Origin of the sequence: Flavobacterium cupreum (genome assembly GCF_003996965.1) — a bacterium.
Taxonomy (GTDB): domain Bacteria; phylum Bacteroidota; class Bacteroidia; order Flavobacteriales; family Flavobacteriaceae; genus Flavobacterium; species Flavobacterium cupreum.
Genome location: NZ_QWDM01000004.1, coordinates 376776 through 395935 on the forward strand (window position 1 = coordinate 376776; position 19160 = coordinate 395935).

14 protein-coding genes and 1 tRNA gene are annotated in these 19160 nt (G+C 36.2%); 4 read left to right on the plus strand and 11 right to left on the minus strand.

Annotated elements, in window-relative coordinates:
* Nucleotides 1-110 precede the first annotated feature (110 nt).
* Complete coding sequence (locus tag D0817_RS08275; protein ID WP_127337920.1) at nt 111-1025, plus strand: GYDIA family GHMP kinase; 915 nt, start codon at nt 111-113, stop codon at nt 1023-1025.
* A 33-nt stretch (nt 1026-1058) separates the two neighbouring features.
* On the opposite strand, the gene D0817_RS08280 is transcribed toward D0817_RS08275, so the two are convergent.
* The 7 genes from D0817_RS08280 to D0817_RS08310 all read right to left on the minus strand — a co-directional run bounded on the left by D0817_RS08280 (nt 1059) and on the right by D0817_RS08310 (nt 8044).
* Entirely contained in the window at nt 1059-1511 is a 453-nt protein-coding gene (locus D0817_RS08280; protein ID WP_238160845.1) for a hypothetical protein, read from the minus strand.
* A 298-nt stretch (nt 1512-1809) separates the two neighbouring features.
* Nucleotides 1810-3909 carry a peptidylprolyl isomerase gene (locus D0817_RS08285; RefSeq protein ID WP_127337922.1) on the minus strand — a complete coding sequence of 700 codons (2100 nt, stop codon included), beginning with the start codon at nt 3907-3909 and terminating at the stop codon, nt 1810-1812.
* Nucleotides 3910-4018: 109 nt separating this feature from the next.
* Nucleotides 4019-5278, minus strand: a complete 1260-nt coding sequence (locus tag D0817_RS08290; protein ID WP_127337923.1) for a hemolysin family protein — start codon at nt 5276-5278, stop codon at nt 4019-4021.
* 3 nt (nt 5279-5281) lie between these two features.
* On the minus strand, nt 5282-5476 hold the full coding sequence (locus D0817_RS08295) for a hypothetical protein (RefSeq protein ID WP_127337924.1): 195 nt from the start codon (nt 5474-5476) through the stop codon (nt 5282-5284).
* 10 nt (nt 5477-5486) lie between these two features.
* On the minus strand, nt 5487-6038 hold the full coding sequence (lptC, locus tag D0817_RS08300) for an LPS export ABC transporter periplasmic protein LptC (protein ID WP_127337925.1): 552 nt from the start codon (nt 6036-6038) through the stop codon (nt 5487-5489).
* A gap of 49 nt (nt 6039-6087) precedes the next feature.
* Nucleotides 6088-7317, minus strand: coding sequence for a BamG family beta-barrel-assembly machinery protein (gene bamG, locus D0817_RS08305; RefSeq protein ID WP_127337926.1), 1230 nt, complete (start codon nt 7315-7317; stop codon nt 6088-6090).
* Entirely contained in the window at nt 7310-8044 is a 735-nt protein-coding gene (locus tag D0817_RS08310) for a type III pantothenate kinase (RefSeq protein ID WP_127337927.1), read from the minus strand. The genes bamG and D0817_RS08310 overlap by 8 nt, the downstream gene beginning before the upstream one ends.
* 99 nt (nt 8045-8143) lie before the next feature.
* Between D0817_RS08310 and D0817_RS08315 the strand changes: the two genes are divergently transcribed.
* The 3 genes from D0817_RS08315 to D0817_RS08325 all read left to right on the plus strand — a co-directional run bounded on the left by D0817_RS08315 (nt 8144) and on the right by D0817_RS08325 (nt 10516).
* A tRNA-Phe gene (locus D0817_RS08315) sits at nt 8144-8216 on the plus strand.
* A gap of 568 nt (nt 8217-8784) precedes the next feature.
* Complete coding sequence (locus D0817_RS08320; protein WP_127337928.1) at nt 8785-10281, plus strand: MFS transporter; 1497 nt, start codon at nt 8785-8787, stop codon at nt 10279-10281.
* 10 nt (nt 10282-10291) lie between these two features.
* Nucleotides 10292-10516 (plus strand): DUF6814 family protein, encoded by a 225-nt coding sequence (locus D0817_RS08325; protein WP_127337929.1) that lies wholly within the window; start codon nt 10292-10294, stop codon nt 10514-10516.
* Between the two features lie 69 nt (nt 10517-10585).
* Here D0817_RS08325 and D0817_RS08330 read toward each other — a convergent pair whose 3' ends face one another.
* From D0817_RS08330 to D0817_RS08345, 4 genes are all read right to left on the minus strand, one after another.
* On the minus strand, nt 10586-13453 hold the full coding sequence (locus D0817_RS08330) for an alpha-amylase family glycosyl hydrolase (RefSeq protein WP_127337930.1): 2868 nt from the start codon (nt 13451-13453) through the stop codon (nt 10586-10588).
* Nucleotides 13454-13525: 72 nt separating this feature from the next.
* A complete protein-coding gene (locus tag D0817_RS08335) occupies nt 13526-14275 on the minus strand; it encodes a SusE domain-containing protein (protein ID WP_127337931.1) in 750 nt (249 codons plus the stop codon).
* Between the two features lie 20 nt (nt 14276-14295).
* Nucleotides 14296-15921 carry a RagB/SusD family nutrient uptake outer membrane protein gene (locus D0817_RS08340; RefSeq protein ID WP_127337932.1) on the minus strand — a complete coding sequence of 542 codons (1626 nt, stop codon included), beginning with the start codon at nt 15919-15921 and terminating at the stop codon, nt 14296-14298.
* A 37-nt stretch (nt 15922-15958) separates the two neighbouring features.
* Nucleotides 15959-18934: a SusC/RagA family TonB-linked outer membrane protein gene (locus D0817_RS08345; protein WP_127337933.1), complete on the minus strand. Its 2976-nt coding sequence runs from the start codon at nt 18932-18934 to the stop codon at nt 15959-15961.
* Nucleotides 18935-19160: the final 226 nt, after the last annotated feature.

A 19160-nucleotide genomic window follows, 5' to 3' on the forward strand; every position in this document is an offset into this window, starting at 1 on the left:
CATAAAAATTCCAAGTATCATAGCTTCTGCATAAATTCCAAATCCCAATTGTTGGAAATTTGGAATTTATCTTAAGGCTTCGGAATTGCAATTTATCTTAAAATTGAAGCATGAAAACAACTTATTATAGTAACGGAAAACTCCTGATTACAGGCGAATATTTAGTTTTAGATGGTGCAGAAGCACTTGCGTTACCAACCAAATTTGGTCAGAATTTAATCGTTGAAAATGATGCTTATCCCGAAATCAAATGGAAAAGCTTTGATTTTGATGAGCGCATCTGGTTTGAAGAAACGATTCCTTTTTCTGAAATCAGAAACAACACCGGATCTAAAATGGAAAATGTAAAAACGACATTAATCAATATTTTACACGAGGCCTATCTTCTTAACCCTGATTTTATTGATTCTGCGGAAGGTTATAAAGTAAGTACGCAGCTTACATTTCCGAAAAACTGGGGTCTCGGTACTTCTTCTACTTTATTGAATAACATTGCACAGTGGGCTAAAATTGATGCTTTTACATTGCTTAAAAACAGTTTTGGCGGCAGTGGCTACGATATTGCCTGCGCGCAAAACAATACTCCGATTATCTACCGTTTAGAGCAGAACTCCCCTGTCGTAGATGTGGTTAATTTTAATCCTGAATTTAGGGAAAACATTTACTTTGTTTACCTTAATAAAAAACAAAGCAGTAAAACGGCCATCAGCGCGTATTACAGGAACAAGAATGAAAACTTAGCACAAAATATTGCTTACAATAATAAAATTACGAACGCTGTTATCAATGCTAAAACTTTAAAAGAATTTGCTTCCGCTCTCGAAAAACATGAAATTCATTTAAGTAACATCTTAGAAACACAAACTATAAAAGAGATTGCTTTTCGTGATTTTAATGGTGCCGTTAAGAGTCTTGGAGCCTGGGGAGGCGATTTTGTAATGGCAATTTCGAAAGAAAATCCGAGGGACTATTTCGTTTCAAGGGGCTATGAAACCATTCTTTCGTATAATGAAATGATCTTGTAGGTAAATCATTTGTATTTTAAACAAAAAGCCTTTTTAATAATTTACTTTTTTATTTTTCACATGTTTCGTCTCGAGTAGCCGGACAATCTGGTCTTCCTGTTCCTGTTGATTAACAGTTGAATTGGACTCGATAAGGGTGTTATGTAACCGCTCTGCCATCTTTTCTATACTGTTGGTAATAGAATCGTAGACGACTTCCATCCTGCGGTGTTTTTCTTCTTTAACAGCTCTTAAAACATCCTCAACAAAAATCTTGTCGTATTTTTCAGCAACAGAATCACGAGTATTAGTCAGTCTGATCACATTATCGTTTCCTAAGATAGTCACTTTAAAGTGTTGTTCTTCATTGCTTAAATAATACTTACCTCCCAACTCATCACAATTAATGTCTGTACTACCCACTTTTAAAAGTTCCGTGATTATTCCGAAAATATGATTTTCAATTTTGGAATACACTCTGGGTTTCTTTCTAAAAAACTTAAACATAAAAATCATTAAACCCTTGATTTTTAAAGCATTTGTTTGTCATAGTCTCTTTTATTTTAGTGAACCTGTTTAATGATTAGCTCATTTGCTAAAACAAAAACTCAGACAAATTAACATTAATATTTTCAATAACCCAAATTTTTTAGATCGTATTTATACTATTTCTATATAATTAAGTAAATTTTGAGGGATAATTATTACAAACGAAACCTGTCTTCTAAATTGAAATAAAAAAGCCCGAAACATTCAAAAGAACATTTCGGGCTATTTGTTTTTTATTTAAATACTACACTAAAAACTAGTAGTTAAATTGCAATCTGTTATCTTCAATTTTTGCATTATTTTTTAACGCTGGTAAAATTCTGCTTGCATCAGATGCACTTTGTGCTTTTACTTTTGCTACATATTCAGCGTGGTTAGTAATAGCCGGAGCTTTTACTACACTAATGTTTTTAACAACATAAACACCCGTATTTCCTTCAATTGGAGCAGAAATTTTATTAGCTGTTAAAGCGAATGCATTCCCTACCACTTTTGGCTCTTGTCCAACTCCTCCGGGAAGAACCGGGTTGTCCATAGTTACATTCGTAGCCTGCTGAACAGCAACACCAGCACTTTTAGCAATTGCTTCAAGGCTTGAACCTGTCATTTTAGCTTTAAGCATTTCTGCTTTTTTCTTGTTTTTTAAGATTGGCTCAACATAAGGTCTTGCTAAACTTACAGATACTAAACCTGATTTGTTTTCGCTTTTGTATTGTGCAATTACGTGCCCGATATTAGCTAATTCAAATCTTTTTACATCACCTGTATTGGTTTCTTTGTCAAATGCCCATCTTACAATGTTACGTTGGTTTCCTAAAGCTCCAAATGCTTCATCCATTGCTTTTGCAGTTACAGGAGGAGCAACTTTTAAACCTAATTCCTTTGCTGTAGCATTAAAATCTTTATCGGCAGCTTCCATTTCAAATTTGGTAGCTAAAGTAAATACTTTATCAGAAGTAGCTTCAGAAGGTTCAATTTTCTGAGCAATTGTAGCTAAACGAATTCCGTCTTGTTTGTCTGTAATTTTGATAATGTGAAATCCGAAAGGAGTTTCAACTAAACCAACTTTACCAATTCCGTTACTGAACACAAATTCATTAAATGGTTTTACCATTTGGTTTGGACCAAAATATCCTAAATCACCACCTTGTTGTGCAGACGAGTCATCAGAGCTTGTAAAAGCCAGCATCATGAAACTATCCGGATTTGCCTGAACCTGAGCCAGAATTTCTTCTGCTTTGGCTTTAGCTTCTTCTTTTGTTCTTTTCTCTTTTGTGTTTGGAGTCTGAGATCCTGTATAACCTATTAAGATATGACTTGCTTTTGCATTAACCCCTGCTTTAAATCCAAGAGATTTAGAAATACAGTAGTATTTACCGTAAACATAAGGTCCGTAGATTTCACCCGGAGCAAGACTGAATAATTTATCAGCATCAACTGCAGGCAAATTGTTTTTAGCCACATAAGTAGAATCGTAAGGAATATCAGAGTTTGCATTTACAAATTCAGAAATATTCGTTGCGTTTCTGAAACCTGGCAAAGTATCATTCTTAGCTGTTTTTGCATTGTAAACAACGCTTCCTGATAATAATGCTGTTATTTTAGATTTGATTTCAGCTTCATCTTCTTTTGAAGCTTTATCTTCAATTAGAACGTATTGAATCTCACGAGTTTCATCTGCTTTGAATTTTTTCTCGTTTTTCTTCATATAATCAACAATATCCGAATCTGAAATTTTCACTTCGCTGTCTTTAATAGAAGAATATAATCCGGCAGCATAAGCAAAGTTTACTTTGTTGGCTTCCATTTCATATTTCAGTTTTCCTTCGCTGGCAGTTGTGTAAAGTCCTGATTTTACTAATGTATTGTAGATTTGAAATTTTGCATTTAAGGTAGCATCTTTTTCTTTCTCAGAAATATATTGTGCCGCTTCAGGGTTTGCCTTAAAGTATTCTTTGAATTTAGCAATATCAAACATACCGGCTGCATTTAAGAACATTGGGTTTTTACCAATATTCGGATCTGCTTTTAAAACTTCCAAAAGGTGTTTTTCACCTACTCTTAATCCTAATTTATCAAACTGAGATGACAATAAAGCGATTGAAACCTCTTGATCCCAAACTCTGTTTGCAGCTTCAGTGGAAGAAATCCCTTGCCCACTTTTTTCAACATTACTAACTTTAACTCTAAAGTCTTCAAATGAAATATCTTTTCCATCGATGCTTCCCACATCTTTTGAACTTTGACCGAAAGTCCCTCTTGTGAACAGATCTTGTATTATAAATGCAAATAATGCAAGTGCAATAACTCCTATCAATAAAGCGGAACGCTGTCTAATTTTTGCTAAAACTGCCATTTTTATTATCGTTAATTTTTATATTCAGTTTGCGAAAATACAATTATCTAGTTAATAACAATACAACTAGTGTTTTATTTTGCACATTTTTTTTTAATTACTAAAAAAATTACTCCTTTATAGTCATTTTTACTAATTCAATTTTCTTGTTTGACGCTTCCTCTATCACAAAATAATAGCGCCCAATAACGATTTCTTCTCCTTTTTGCGGAATCTCCTTAGTCGAATTCACAATAAAACCTCCTAAAGTCCCGTAAGAATCTTCTTCAGGAATAGCCAGTTTATAAACTTCGTTCAGGTACTCCACATCCAGTCGTGTTGAAAATAAATATTTACCCTCTGCTAACTCCTGCTCTATCAATTCTTCGTCTAAATCGTGCTCGTCTTCTATTTCTCCAAAAAGCTCTTCTACGATATCCTCGATGGTTATGATACCTGAAGTTCCTCCGTGTTCATCCAGTACAACGGCTACATTTCTTCTTTTTTTGATCAGCAGGTTCAGGGCGTCTTTTATCGAAATGGTTTCCGGGACAAACTCAACGGTCATCAAAACAGATTTAATGGTTTTGGGTTTTTTAAACAAGTCAAAGGAATGCACATAACCCACAATGTCGTCGACTGAGTTTTGGCTCACCACGATTTTAGAATAGCCGGTTTCTACAAACAAATCCTTAAGTTCCCCAACGCTGTCAAATAAATCTATATCGACAATTTCCGTACGGGGTGTCATAATATCACGCGCTTTTACACCCGAAAATTCTAACGCATTCTGAAAAATCTGGATTTCGGAATCTACTTCTTCATTATCCTCAACAGAACTCATTTGCTCGGTGATGTAATTACCCAGTTCTATTTTACTGAAATACAACTGCACCTGATCTCCTTCTGTTTTGAAAAATTTTCTCAGAATAAAGTCTGAAATCCAGATGAAGAAAGTGGAGATATAGTAAAACAAACGGTAAAACAGATAGGCCGGAATGGCAAAAATCCGAATGAGTGAATTGGCATAAATCTGAAAAAAGACTTTTGGAAAAAACTCTGCCGTTATTAAAACGATAAAAGTAGAAAGGGCGGTCTGAACCAGCAAACTGGTAAGACTCGAAAAATGAAACCCAAATACATCAATTTGAGCCAGAATAAGATCTCCCATATAAAAACCATAAACCACAAGTGCCACGTTGTTACCAATAAGCATTGCGGCAATAAACTTGGAGGGATTTTCGGTTAGTCTGGTCAGGATCTGGGAAACAAAATTGTCTTGTTTTTTTTCTATTTCAAGATAAATTTTGTTTGAGGAAATAAAAGCTATTTCCATTCCTGAAAAAAAGGCTGATAGTATTAAACATAGTATTATAATACTAATCTCCATTTTTTATTGTTTTTTGTTACGATCGTCAAATTTCCTAGCATATTTCCTTCTGAAGAAAAACATAAAAACCGCTAAGCCGGCGATTATAAAGCTTAATGTAGAAGTGTCATTTCCTTCATTCACTTTTATAATTCCATCGTAAATAAAGAAAACCGCAAACAATATGTAAACGTATTGTGTATATTTTAATATGCCCATAAATCTGTATTTATTCTTCGGCTTCTAATTCGCCTGTTATTCGTTGTGAATTGATGACTTTAAAGTCTTTACTAAAATCTATTCCCTGCCCGTAAGAAACTCCCTTTGCATCGGTAAGCTTGAATTTTCTTTCGGTATAAAACCATTCGTTTTTCTGATCAAAATATAATTGCTCTGTTTCAAGCATCTGACCTGTTTCAGAAGTAATTTTTACTTTTCCCTGCAAATCAATAATTCCGGTTTGTTTGTATGAAACCGCATAATTGGACCGTATAAAAGTACGCTTTTGTTTTTTATCGTATAAAGTAACATCAATGCCTTTCGGAAATTCTGTAAACGGAAATTCAAGATTGGAATAATCCAGCATTTTTGAACTGACCAGCACTCCGGTTATACGTCCTGAATCTGTATATTTTATATTAACAGTATCGGCGTCACTTCCGGGAACAAACTCTGAAAAGTTGATTTTCTGAACTTCTTTAAAATTACTTTCGCATCCAAAAAACATTGTCACAGCTAGCACTGTGACAATGTTTATTATATATTTCTTTGGTAAATTCATTTGCCAAATGTAGTAAATTGTAATGAGCTTAAAAAAACATTAAGTCTGCTTAGTTGTATTTACTTTTCACGAACCATTTGTCGTTGAAAGAAAAACCTACACTAAAGTTCAGATAATTTTCCTGAACTAAACCTGAATTAGTGGTTCCTCTTTTACCAAACTCAATTCCAAAATTTACATTTGAAAAAGACCCGGTAATTGGGAAGCCGGCACCTAAACTCATCCCTACATCATTAACGGATTCGTTATTTATTACTAAACCAATTTTCTCATATTTAAGACCTGCCCTGTATGTGATTCTGCTAAAGTAACTTGAGAAAGAAGTATAGTTCGGAATATAATAACCTCCAACAGCATATTTTGCATAATTTTCGTAACGCACGTTACTTACGGTATTGTAGTGATTGTTAAGTTTTCCATCTCCCTGAAAAGCCAGCGTAGTACCAATCAGCCATTTTCTTGCTTCTCCGATACCAGCGCCAATTGTAAATTTACCCGGCAATTTCAGCTCGGTTGCAACAACAGGGTACGCATAGGAATCCGGATCACCGTCCACCTGAGCGGTTCTGGTATTATCAGAATTTAAATTACCTGAAAAGTTATAACTTAAACTGGTATATAAATTCGTTTTCTTATAAATCTGGGTTTGATACATGGTACCAATGTTAAAAGTAGCACCCGATATTTTAGAAATATTCTCTTCTCTCGTTGCGTTTTGAACATCTGTTACAAGTTCTATACTACTGGTCGTAATTTTACCAAAATTATATTGTACATCAGCTCCGATGTTCCATTTAGGCGTAATTTTATATCCTAAACCAAAGAACACTTTATTAACGCCGCCTTTTCCTTCCAGCTGACTGCTTACACCTCCGGGAACATCAGTATTATCATTTGCAATTCTGTATCCTACCGCCGACAAAGGAACCAGACCAAATGCTGCACCAAATTTCCCCATAGGAATCCCTACTGCCAGATAATCAAAAGTTGTTCTTTGTGCTTTTGAAGTTTCTCCTTCTGTTTTGATTTTAGAAGTACCAAAAGTTCCTCCCACAGAAAAAGTGGTTTGTCCCAAACTGGCATAACTTGCCGGATTTTCAATATTCAAATGTATACTATCCTGTTCTACTGCAACACCTGCCATAGACCTGAATTCAAGAGTTCCTTTGAACTTTACATCTCCAATTCCGTAGAAAGAATATGGGGAAGCAGTACCTTGTTGCGCGAATGAAACGAACGATATAAGTAAACAGGTACTTATTATAATTTTTTTAATCATTGTCGATTTTATATTGAAATGTTTGGTTCAAACTTTCCAAAAGGAAATTTGAATTGGCAAATATGGTATTTTTTAATCGTTTAGCCAAAAAATCTGCATCGCCACCCGTTAAAATTATTATAAAATTTGAAAAGTTTGCCCGATATTCATCGATAAAACCATCAATCTCATAGACGAACCCATTCACAACACCAGAGTGAATCGCCTCTTTTGTAGAATTTCCTATATAGTGTTCCGGAACTTCCAGAGTTAGTAAAGGCAGTCTGGCCGTGAAGTTATGTAAAGCCTCATAACGCAATCTTAAGCCAGGAGAAATGGCGCCGCCCAAATAATTGTCGTTTTCGTCGATAAAATCGTAGGTAATACAAGTTCCTGCATCGATTACTAATCTGTTTTGTTTGGGAAACTTCAAAGTGGCTCCCGCTGCCAAAACCATTCTGTCAATTCCTAAAGTTTTTGGGGTGGCATATTGATTGGTAAAAGGAAAAACATCCTCATGTGTTAGAAAATGAATATTGATTTCCTTTTCGAAAGCCAAAAAAGAGTGTTTTTCGATATTTCCGACCGAAGCAACGACCAAATCGGAGCAATTTTGAAATTTTTTTAAAATTTTTTTAATTTTTTTTTCAAGCTCATTTTTCTCAAAAACAAAATTTTCAACAGCAGTACTTCCCTCAAAGACAGCAGCTTTAATTCTGGTATTCCCAACATCAACAGTTAAAATCATGTTTGCTTTTTTATAAATGCAAAGATACGAATTGATTTTTTTTAAAAAATGTTTTGGATAAACGAAAAATGATTCTATCTTTGCACCCGCAATCAGCACGGTGCCTTAGCTCAGATGGTAGAGCAATGGACTGAAAATCCATGTGTCCCTGGTTCGATCCCTGGAGGCACCACCGTTAAAACCCGAATAGAAATATTCGGGTTTTTTGTTTTTAATACTTTCCTTAAGAATTTAACCGCAAGGTGCGCTAAGGTTTACGCATTCGCAAAGTTTAGTTTAAGCTTTGCGAACCTTTGCGTTTTTTCTTTGTGTATTTGCGTTTAAATAAATTCACTTCCTTCTTTCGAACATCATTTTTTCACGCAAAGGCGCAGAGTCGCAAAAAAAAACTTGAATAAACTTTGCGTGCCCTGCGTTTTTTTCCTTGTGTCTTTGCGTTCAAATTAATTTCACTTCCTTCTTTCGAACATCATTTTTTCACGCAAAGGCGCAGAGTCGCAAAAAAAAAAACTTAAATAAACTTTGCGTGCCCTGCGTTTTTTTCTTTGTGTCTTTGCGTTTAAAATCATATTTCACTTCCTGTCTATACATTTTAACAAGGTTTATTACTGTTAAAAACACACTTGTTTTAAATTAATGTATTTTTGTTAAAAAAGTATCAACTAAATAAAAAAATATCTCATATATTCGTGAAATGATACCTTATGATTTCATTTGTTATTAAAACCACAAGACAGTTTATGAGTAAAAATTCTACAAAAGGCATTTGGAAAGTAATTTCAGCCTCCTCAATGGGAACGATGATCGAATGGTATGACTTCTATATTTTCGGAAGTCTGGCTGTCGTAATCTCAACCAAATTCTTTCCGACTGATAATCCAACTGCAGCTTTTTTATCCACTTTAGCCACTTTTGCCGCCGGATTTGTAGTGCGTCCTTTTGGTGCTTTATTTTTTGGAAGACTGGGGGATATCATTGGCCGTAAATATACTTTTATGGCTACTTTATTATTAATGGGGGGTTCAACCTTCTTAATTGGCTGTATTCCCAGCTATGAGACAATCGGTTTTTTAGCGCCTTTACTGGTATTAATCCTGCGTTTACTGCAAGGACTTGCTTTAGGTGGAGAATATGGCGGAGCAGCCACTTATGTTGCTGAACATGCTCCCCAGGGACAAAAAGGATATTGGACTTCCTGGATTCAGACTACTGCTACGGTAGGGTTGTTTATTTCCTTAATGGTCATATTAGCTACAAAAAATGTGCTGTCAGCAGAAGACTTTGATTCCTGGGGATGGCGCGTACCGTTTTGGGTGTCTGTTGTTATGGTTGGGGTTTCCTATTTAATTCGAAAAAACATGGACGAATCTCCTGTTTTTGCTAAAGCTAAAAAAGAAGGCACTACCAGTACAAATCCCTTAAAGGAAAGCTTCGGCAACCGATATAACTTAAAATTTGTTTTACTGGCCTTATTTGGCGCAACAATGGGACAGGGCGTAGTTTGGTACACCGGACAATTCTACGCCATGAGCTTTATGAAAACGGTAATGAATATTGACTCCTCGCAAGTTGACGGATTACTGGGAATTGCATTATTATTAGGAACTCCGTTTTTTATTGTTTTCGGATGGTTAAGCGACAAAATAGGACGAAAATACATTATGATGGGCGGAATGCTGCTCGCCATTTTGTTGTACAGGCCTATTTACAAAATGATGTACAACACGACAGATATAAGCACCAAAACTGAAATTGTAGAAAGAAGAAGTCAAAATACGGAAACAACAAAAAATAATGATGTAATCACCACAATTTCAAAAACCTATACCGACGGAACTTCGTATGTAGAAAAACGAACGGCATTTAATACGAAGAAAGAACCCCAGACCAGCGTCTCCATCCTTATTAATTCTAATGATGAATGGACGCTTATATTACTGGTGTTCATCCAGGTTTTATTTGTCACGATGGTATACGGTCCGATTGCTGCTTTTTTGGTGGAAATGTTTCCAGCCAAAATCAGATATACGTCGATGTCTTTGCCTTATCATGTTGGAAACGGAATTTTCGGAGGATTGCTTCCCGCGATATCCACCTATTTCGTAACCCATGCCAAAGAAGCAGGAAAGGCTGATTTTTATCTGGACGGATTATGGTACCCTATTATTATTGCTTCGGTATGTTTTGTAATTGGAATGATTTATATCGATAATAAAAACAAAATTAATCACCTTTAAATTTATAAAAATGAATACAATCAAACAGGCTTTAGGTGTTTTATGGGTGATACTGGCAATTGCGGCTGCCTATTTTTGCGTTTTTGAATTTGGCTTACCAAAACTGCTGTCAGACAAACAGGACGATCTTGTCTTTGGGATTATCATACTTTTTATTCTCACTCCCCTGATTGTTCTGGGGCTCGGAACTTTTGGTTATTTTGCCGTTATTGGTGAATATAACGAAAAGAAATAAATTAGAAAAAACATCAAAATAAAAAGGCTGTCTCTTTAAAGACAGCCCTTTTACCTAACTAACAAACCATTATTTCTTGATGAATTTCATCACTTGTGTTTTATTGTTTTCATCAACAGCTTTAACGAGATACAATCCTGTTGTGAGGTCAGTTACCGAAAACTGAAAATCTGCGTTTCCATACGTTACAAAACTTTTTACCAACTGACCCGAAACGGAGTAAATCTGAACTTTTGCCGTACTTACATTTAAGGTAAAATACTCTGAAACCGGATTTGGATACAGATTTACCGTATTTCCTTTTTCAAAATCAGCTATCGCCAGACTTGCCTGCTTGTTACCATAAATTCGGTATTCTCCCGCCGGAATATTTATTGGAGCTGCGGCATCTGTAACATTAATAGTGGTATTATCCATTAGATTATACCAGGTTCCGGTGTACTGAAAACCTGTTGCGACATTTTGAGCCGTCAGTCCAAAGTTGGCCAGAATCAGTACATCTTTCAGTTGCGTTGAAGCTAAATTTGCATTGGTGATTTTTATGTTGACACTTAATGAACTTGCATTCGCTATTGTCGGTGTTCCTAAAAATACCGGCTCAGTCCTTTTTAGCGTAATCATTTTAGCCCAGTCGTTGTAGATTTTATTTCTGTCTGAATTTCCTAACCAGTTCTCCACCCATTGCGGCTGTGGTTTTGTATCTAATTTACAATCTCCGGAGATTGTTCCTGAGGAATCATTTACCGAACCGTCATTACAGGTAAAAATAGAATCATCCCATCCTAATTCTCCAAAATGCCAGATCATTTTCGGACCCGGAATCAGTAAAGAGACTGCTCCAATTGCAGACATTCTGGATAGGGCTGTATTTAATGTCTTCACATTATACGTTCCGTTTGAAGCTCCGTATTGTATATTTTTATACATCAGGCGTTCTTCATCATGGCTTTCTGCATAACCCATTAATCGATTAGCTGTAAAACCACGACTGCCGCTGGTCATTCTTGAAATATTACTTACATATCCCATTGATAATTCATTATAAGGATCTGTCATTTTTCCCCACATCATGATTCCTTTACTTGGCGTTTCGGCAATTCTGTAATTGGCCCACTGCTGCTCTTCCGAATCTGAACCTAAATGTTCGAAAATCGTATAATGCGTAGGATCCAGACTCCAGGAATAATCGGCATACTTTCTTAAAACATCAATTCTGTCCTGCTGATATTTATTGGTACAGGACTCATCACCCGCTGTACAGGCTTGTGTAAATCCTTTGGTCAAATCCCAACGGAATCCGTCAATTTTATATTCCTGAATCCATTGTTTGATTACGCGGTCTACATAATTTTGTGTTTTTAGCGATTGGTGGTTAAAATCTTCCCCAACACTATAACTGTGTTTGGCAACCATATTAAAATATGGATTTTCGGCTGTTGGCGAACCAAAACCATCCCCGTCAGGATCATTCATCCACATTCTCACCATCGGGTTTCTTCCGAAGGCATGATTTAAGGCAACATCCAGAATAACAGCAATTCCGTTTTGGTGACACAAATCGATGAGCTCTTTTAGTTTCTCTGAGGTTCCGTAAAATTTATCCGGCGCCATGTGAAAAGAAGTATTGTACCCCCAGCTTTCATTGCCTTCAAATTCCATTACCGGCATTAATTCAATCGCATTTATTTTAAGATTTTTAAAATAATCTATTTTGTCAATCAAGCTCTGATAACTTCTGGCAGCATCGAAATCGCGAACCAAAACTTCATACACGACCAATTTATCTTTCTCCGGTTTTGTAAAATTAGTCACCTGCCAATTGTAAGGCGTCTGACCCGTTTTAAGTACCGTAACTTCAAAATTTTGTCCTGTCGGATAAAGCGGCATATTCGGATAAGAAGCCGATGGAATTCCGGCATCATCATAGGGTGACAACACCAAAGTAGAATAAGGATCAGCCGTTTTTACCAGGGAAGGTGAATTAGCAAGCGGTGTTGCATCAACCACCCAGTATTGATAGGTATTGTTTACTCCGGAAACCAAACCTGTAATTTCCAGCCAGAATTTTCCTGAAGCGGGATCTTTTTTCATGGCGTATGCCGATGAAGGCTGCCAGTTGTTAAAACTTCCTGCAACGTAAACAAAGTCTTTTAATGGCGCATCCAGAACCAAAGTCGCTTTGGTAGCATCGGCAGCATTATAGTTAATTCCATCCACTAAACCGGCTGGCATTGCTGCTGAAACCGTATTGGGATTTACAATTACAGAGAACTTTTTAAGAATAGTTGTTGCTCCCTGAACGATACTTAACTCATAGCTTTGATTGCTCGTGATATTCGTATGAGAAAAAGAATAAGCGGAAGCAGCTGCATTGGTATTGATTGTCGTTCCGTTTGCTTTCAGGGTATAACTTGCAGCACCATTTGTATTGGTTGCTGAAACAGTAAAATTGGAACCTGAAGCAATAATACTGGCGCTATTTTCGGCCGGAGCAGTTAAAGTGGCCTGAAAAGAACCTACTTCAACCAGAATATCCTGAGATTGTTTTCCTCCCGATCCGTCTTTTGCTTTCACCAGAAATCCCATCCTGCCGATTCCGCTTCGATTAAAATATACCGACGGGACAAACGTTTTTGTGTATGTATCTGTTCCGGCATTATACGTGAATTTACTGGCTTCATTAGAAGCGGTCCAGGAACCGTTCGAAGGAGAGTCCATTTGAGCGGCATCGCTTACATTATAGGACCATGACCAAAGGTATAAGGCATTGCCGCTAACACCCCAGGTACTTTCATTAATACTGGAACCGTTAATTGTTATGGTAATAGAAGTGGTATCCTCAAAAGGTGACGGATTTATGGCGTACGTCACTGTTTGCTGTTGTGCAAAAATAGCCGTCGACAGCAAAAGAAAAAATAAGAGTATAGTTTTTTTCATAATGTGGTTGATTGGTTAGTTATATTAAAAAAGGGCTATCCTGAGACAGCCCTTTTACTATTTCAAAAATTATTAGTTTTTCTGAATAGTGTATTCTTTATTAGCGATATCAACGATAACGGTATAATTACCAGCTGATGTGATTGGAATATTAGCACCTCCGGCATCTAATTTCTTGTCATTACCATCATCTCCGTAATTAACAGCCCAGCCATCATCTAATCTAAACTTAATTTCTCCTACTGTTAATGGTCCCACATAAGAATATTTTTTAGTAGCCAAATCATAATTTAAATCCGTGTCCGGATCATTCCATCCGTTAGGAGTTGCAGAACCAATTAGACCCCAGTTAGCCCAGGCAGCATAAGGTGTTACTTTAATTGTAAATGCATTAGAATACTGAGGAAGACCTGTGGCTCCTACAACAGATTTAATACGAACATCAACATCATTCGACTGATATGGTGTAAAACCTCCATTAAGTACTGCAGAATTTAATTCTTCAACAGTCAATTCTTTTGAATTCGCTGTAGTATTACTTACGGTACTTGGATTTGCAAAATTAGTTCCCGCTTTTGCAATTTGAATAGTATAATTTACAACGGTTTGCTGTCCCGTGTAGGTTGCTTTGTTCCAGGTTACTGTTGTAGCAATATCTTTCGCGGTTTCTTTTGAGAGCACGATACTAAAACCAGTTAACGGTGTTAATAATACAGGAGCTGTTCCTGCATCAACAACAGGTCTGTTTTCTACATCATCAGCATTACATGAAACCAGCAATACACCAATAAATGCGATTAAAATTTTATAACTATTTTTCATTTTAATATTTTAATAAGATGTTAGTATTGCGGATTTTGCTTCAACGTTGGATTTGCCTGAATGTTTCTTGCAGGAATTGGCATTAAATCTCTGTAAGACTCAGTAGCATTACCATTTACAGAACCACCTTTCCATTGCCAGATTTTAGATCCGCCTGTGAATTTTCCAAAACGAATCAAATCCGTTCTTCTGTGACATTCCCAAAACAACTCTCTTCCTCTTTCATCCAAAAGGAAATCAAGGGTTAACTGAGGAATTGTAATAGTTTGTGCACCAGCTCTTGTTCTAATTTGGTTTACATACCCTAAAGCAGTATTAATGTTTCCTGTTGATGCTCCTCTTACAGTCGCCTCAGCATACATTAAATACGCATCTGTTAGTCTGAACATTGGGAAATCAATATCCGGGATATCATTTCTTTGGGCAGCAGTACCATCAGAATTTTTGTTTATGTACTTTGTTACAGCATAACCGTCTGTAAAAGTTCCAACATTATTAATGTCTTTTGATTGTCCAGCTGTATAAAATGTACCTCTCTTATCTCCGGTTCCGGTTTCGTCAGGGAAAAGATTTACAAACTCTCTGCGAGTTCTGATCCCCTGCCATCCACCATCCATACCTCTTGAAGCAGCATCCATGCTACCTCCGATAGAAGCGTGCATGATAAAACTCATTCCTCCACCAGTTGCTCTGATGGCGTTACCATCTCCAACAATTGGAAATATAAATTCGTTTTGAGCACCATTTCTGTTATTATCCGCAGAGAATAAGAAACGGTAAGGAACATCTGCAAAAGTGTATCCTGAATTAATAACTTCACTGCATAATGTTGCAGCCTCATTATTTCTTTCTACCCCTGTATACACTTTAGAATTTAAATAAATCTGTGCCAATAAAAATTTAGCTGCCGTTTTATCTACTCTACCATATTCATTTTGTTTTGAAGCTACTAAACTATTGTCCAGGTCTTTCAATTCAGATTCAATAAAAGCAAAAACTTCCGCTCTTGATTTTTGCACCGGATAAAAGAATCCAACAGGATCATTTTCTGTAGTAATTGGCACGTTTCCGAACAAATCCATTAAATTATAATAAGAGAAAGCTCTTAAAAAACGTGCTTCAGCTCTAAATTTTGCAATATCCGTTTTCAGGTTGGCATCAACGCCTCTTGCTGCTAATTTATCATCAGTGGTTTGTCTTAAAAACTCATTGGCAACACTAATGTGATAAAATGCTCTGGAGAAAGTTCCTTCCAGAAATTCATTTGCCGGAGCCCATGTCTGAGAATTCAGCGTTGGCAAAGTACCATCAGCCCAGGCAATAATTGCTTCATCTGTAGAAAATTCCTGTGTTACGAAAAGTAATCTTAAGTAACTGCTAAAATCACCTCCAAGTCCTGCAATATCAGGGTTTTTTCCTGGCTGAGAAGCATCACCATCACCATCATTACCCCCTACATACAAACCTGCGTACAATTTTGCCAGTACTTGTTTGTAAGATGCCGGATCCTGAAAAAAGGTCTCAGATAAAAATTCGTCATCATCCTTTGGCGTCACGTTTAAATCGTCCGTACACGAAGTAAGCGTCATACTTAATCCTAAAACGAATAGGAAAAAATAAGATATATATTTAAATGATATTTTCATTTTGTTTGTTTTTAAATTTTTGATTTTCACGCTACTATTAGAAATTGGCATTTACTCCAAAAAGGAAAGTTCTCGCTCTTGGGTAAACATTATTATCAATTCCGTTGAATTTTTCAGGATCTAAACCGTCATATTTCGTTAGAATGAAAACATTCTGAACACCTGCTGTAAATCTTAATGAAGCACTTTTGATGATTGTTTTATCAAAAGTATAGCCAAGTGTAACGTTATCTAATTTGATAAAAGAAGCGTCTTTTACAAAATAGTCAGACAAGTAACGTGATGTTCCGTTATCTTCAAAAGTAAATCCGGTATTGTAGTAATCGGAGCTTACGTTAGATAAATCGGTTTGTCTTCTTAATCCTGCATCGGAATATCCTAAGTTAGAACTTACGTTATCAAAAATTTTGTTTCCTACACTTGCTCTCCAGTTCATTGTAAAATCAAACTTTTTGTAGTTTAAAGTAGAGAACAAACCAAAAGTATAATCAGGTGCTGTTTTACCAGCTCTGTAACGGTCACCCGCATCAATTTTGCCATCCGCGTTTCTATCCACATAAGCTCCTGCAATTGGTCTCTTATTGGCATCATATAACTGCTCGTATACAAAGAATGAATTTGGCGCATATCCTACTGAGTTAATCAGGATTTTATTTCCATTTCCACCAGCAATATTATCTCCGGTTAAATACCCCTGAAAACCCGGAACTGTAATTCCTAATTCAGAAATATTCTGGTCAATGTAAGTTGTATTGAATGCGACATTCCAGGTCAGATCATCGGTTTTAACAATATCAGAAGCAATACTAAACTCAACCCCTTTTGTTCTTACGCTACCAATATTAAAGAAACCTTGATTTCTTAGGTTGGCACCATCAGGAACAGCAATATCTGCTAATAAATCGGTTGATTTTTTATCGAAATAGTTAATAGATCCTGTAATTCTGTCGTTGAAAAGCCCGTAATCAATACCTACGTTCATCTCAGCCAATTCTTCCCATTTGATATTTTCGTTATATCCTTCAGGTCTTGCCGTAGAATAAACGGTATTACCAAAAACATACTGGGAATTTATGGTTCCTAAAGTTACTCTTCGTAAATAATCGTACTGAGCAGAAATATCCTGCTGACCTGTTGTACCGTAACCAACTCTTAATTTTACAGTTGAAAAAGTAGCATTATCTTTTAAGAAAGCTTCCTCAGACAGGTTCCATGCAAAAGCACCCCCTGCGAAGTTACCCCATCTGTTATCTTCCGAAAAACGGGAAGTTCCGTCTCTTCTGTAATTTAAAGTAAGCAAATATCTGCTGTCATACCCTAAATTCAAACGTCCGAAGAAAGATTGTAAGTTAACATCCGGATCCGTAGCAACATCCTCATTTGGATTTGGCTGTCTTGTCTCACCAGAAGAATACTTTTCTTTTTGGAACAACTGGTAGTTATAACCTGCAGTCGCATCAATTTTAATTTTTCCTAAATCTTTAGTATAATTAAAATAAGCATTTAAGTTTTTGTTTTGAAGTGCATCCGTATAGCTTGAATAGTTTCCTAAATTTACGTAAGCAGGATCACTAAACGCTTTTGGCTGATATCCTAAAGCACTTTGAGTACTTACTTCAGTAAATCCGCTACTGTCAAATCTGTCAATACCTGCTTCAACAACAGCTCTTAAATCTTCAAAGAAATGTAGTTTGTAATCTAATCTTACATTACCCCATTTTCTTGTTGAAGTTGCTCTTCTGTTATCCTGGTTTAATCTTGCCACAGGATTTCTTGCCGGCAATAATGGTAAATTTCCTGTAGGCTCTAACCATTCGAAATAACCTCCGTAACGGGAACCTGCCTGGTAAACGGACTGCGTTGGATCAAATCCGATAGCACTTCCGATAACAGCACCTTCGTCCTGAAATTGATTTTTACCAAAAGATAAATTTCCGCTAATGTCGATTTTTAAGTGATTGTCAAATAAAACCGGATTTAACGATAACGATGTCGTAGTTCTTTCAAAAGAAGTGTTTCTCAGGATTCCTGGATTATCAACATTTCCAACAGATAAACGTACCGGTAATTTATTGAATAAAGAACCACTTACAGAGATATTGTTGTTTGTTGTTAAGGCAGTATGGAAAATTTCGTCCTGCCAGTTTGTATTGGCAGTACCCAGTAAAGCTTGCTGAGCCGGAGTACCTTTTGTCTTTACCAGTTCACGGTATTGGTCAGCACTCATTACATCAACTGTATTGGCTACTGTATTTACCCCAATCTGAGAACTGAAATTTACTTTTACAGCACCTTTTGATCCTTTTTTAGTGGTAATAACAATTACACCATTTGCAGCTCTTGATCCGTAGATGGCAGCAGCAGAAGCATCTTTAAGAACCGTAAAGGATTCAATATCATTCGGATCAATTGTAGACAAAATACTTGTAGCTCCACTTGGAACCGCGTTGCTTAAAGGAAGTCCGTCTAAAACGATTAAAGGCTCATTGGAAGCATTTAAGGAAGATCCTCCACGAATTCTAATATCCGCTTTGGCTCCCGGAGCACCTCCTCCAACAACGTTTACACCTGAAATACGCCCGCTAATCAAACTTTCCGGAGTTACGTTAATTCCTTTATTAAATTCTTTAGCAGAAATTTGTGATACCGATCCTGTCGCGTCTTTTTTCTTAACAGTACCATAACCTACTTGTACCACAACTTCTTTAAGCTGATTGGTATCTTCTTCTAAGGAAACACTTAAGGTTTGCTGGCCATTATATGTTACAGTTGACGTTTTATACCCAATAAACGAAACAATAATTTTGTCTCCGTTTTTTACATTAGATAACTGAAATTTACCGTCAAAATCTGTTGATGTTCCGCCCGGAGCACCTTGTACATTTACATTTACTCCCGGAATTGGTTGTCCCGTTGCCAGATCGGCAACTGTTCCTTTTAAAGTACTTTGAGCCAGTACTGTAAACGGTAACAGTAAGAATAAAAATAACAACTTTTTGTAAATTGTTTTCATACTTTTTGTTTAAATTAGTTTGAGTTTTTGATTGTTAGTTTAGTTTTTAATTTTACTTCGAATTTCAAAATTAGGAATTTATTAACATGCTCAACGACTTACAATTTTAATAGGGTTACGAAAACGTGATAGTGTTGAAAACTTTCTATTTTTTGTAATCTTTTAAGTCAAAAATTATCAATTATAAAAATATTGGATACCTTTATTAACAATTAGATTTTTTTCA

Bases quoted from the DNA above. Each gene is read 5' to 3' on its own strand.
- D0817_RS08290 (WP_127337923.1), bottom strand. From the start codon at position 5,278: ATGGAGATTAGTATTATAATACTATGTTTAATACTATCAGCCTTTTTT.
- D0817_RS08330 (WP_127337930.1), bottom strand. From the start codon at position 13,453: ATGAAAAAAACTATACTCTTATTTTTTCTTTTGCTGTCGACGGCTATT.
- D0817_RS08340 (WP_127337932.1), bottom strand. From the start codon at position 15,921: ATGAAAATATCATTTAAATATATATCTTATTTTTTCCTATTCGTTTTA.
- D0817_RS08335 (WP_127337931.1), bottom strand. From the start codon at position 14,275: ATGAAAAATAGTTATAAAATTTTAATCGCATTTATTGGTGTATTGCTG.
- D0817_RS08295 (WP_127337924.1), bottom strand. From the start codon at position 5,476: ATGGGCATATTAAAATATACACAATACGTTTACATATTGTTTGCGGTT.
- D0817_RS08285 (WP_127337922.1), bottom strand. From the start codon at position 3,909: ATGGCAGTTTTAGCAAAAATTAGACAGCGTTCCGCTTTATTGATAGGA.
- D0817_RS08325 (WP_127337929.1), top strand. From the start codon at position 10,292: ATGAATACAATCAAACAGGCTTTAGGTGTTTTATGGGTGATACTGGCA.
- lptC (WP_127337925.1), bottom strand. From the start codon at position 6,038: ATGAATTTACCAAAGAAATATATAATAAACATTGTCACAGTGCTAGCT.
- D0817_RS08280 (WP_238160845.1), bottom strand. From the start codon at position 1,511: ATGTTTAAGTTTTTTAGAAAGAAACCCAGAGTGTATTCCAAAATTGAA.
- D0817_RS08310 (WP_127337927.1), bottom strand. From the start codon at position 8,044: ATGATTTTAACTGTTGATGTTGGGAATACCAGAATTAAAGCTGCTGTC.
- D0817_RS08345 (WP_127337933.1), bottom strand. From the start codon at position 18,934: ATGAAAACAATTTACAAAAAGTTGTTATTTTTATTCTTACTGTTACCG.
- D0817_RS08320 (WP_127337928.1), top strand. From the start codon at position 8,785: ATGAGTAAAAATTCTACAAAAGGCATTTGGAAAGTAATTTCAGCCTCC.
- bamG (WP_127337926.1), bottom strand. From the start codon at position 7,317: ATGATTAAAAAAATTATAATAAGTACCTGTTTACTTATATCGTTCGTT.
- D0817_RS08275 (WP_127337920.1), top strand. From the start codon at position 111: ATGAAAACAACTTATTATAGTAACGGAAAACTCCTGATTACAGGCGAA.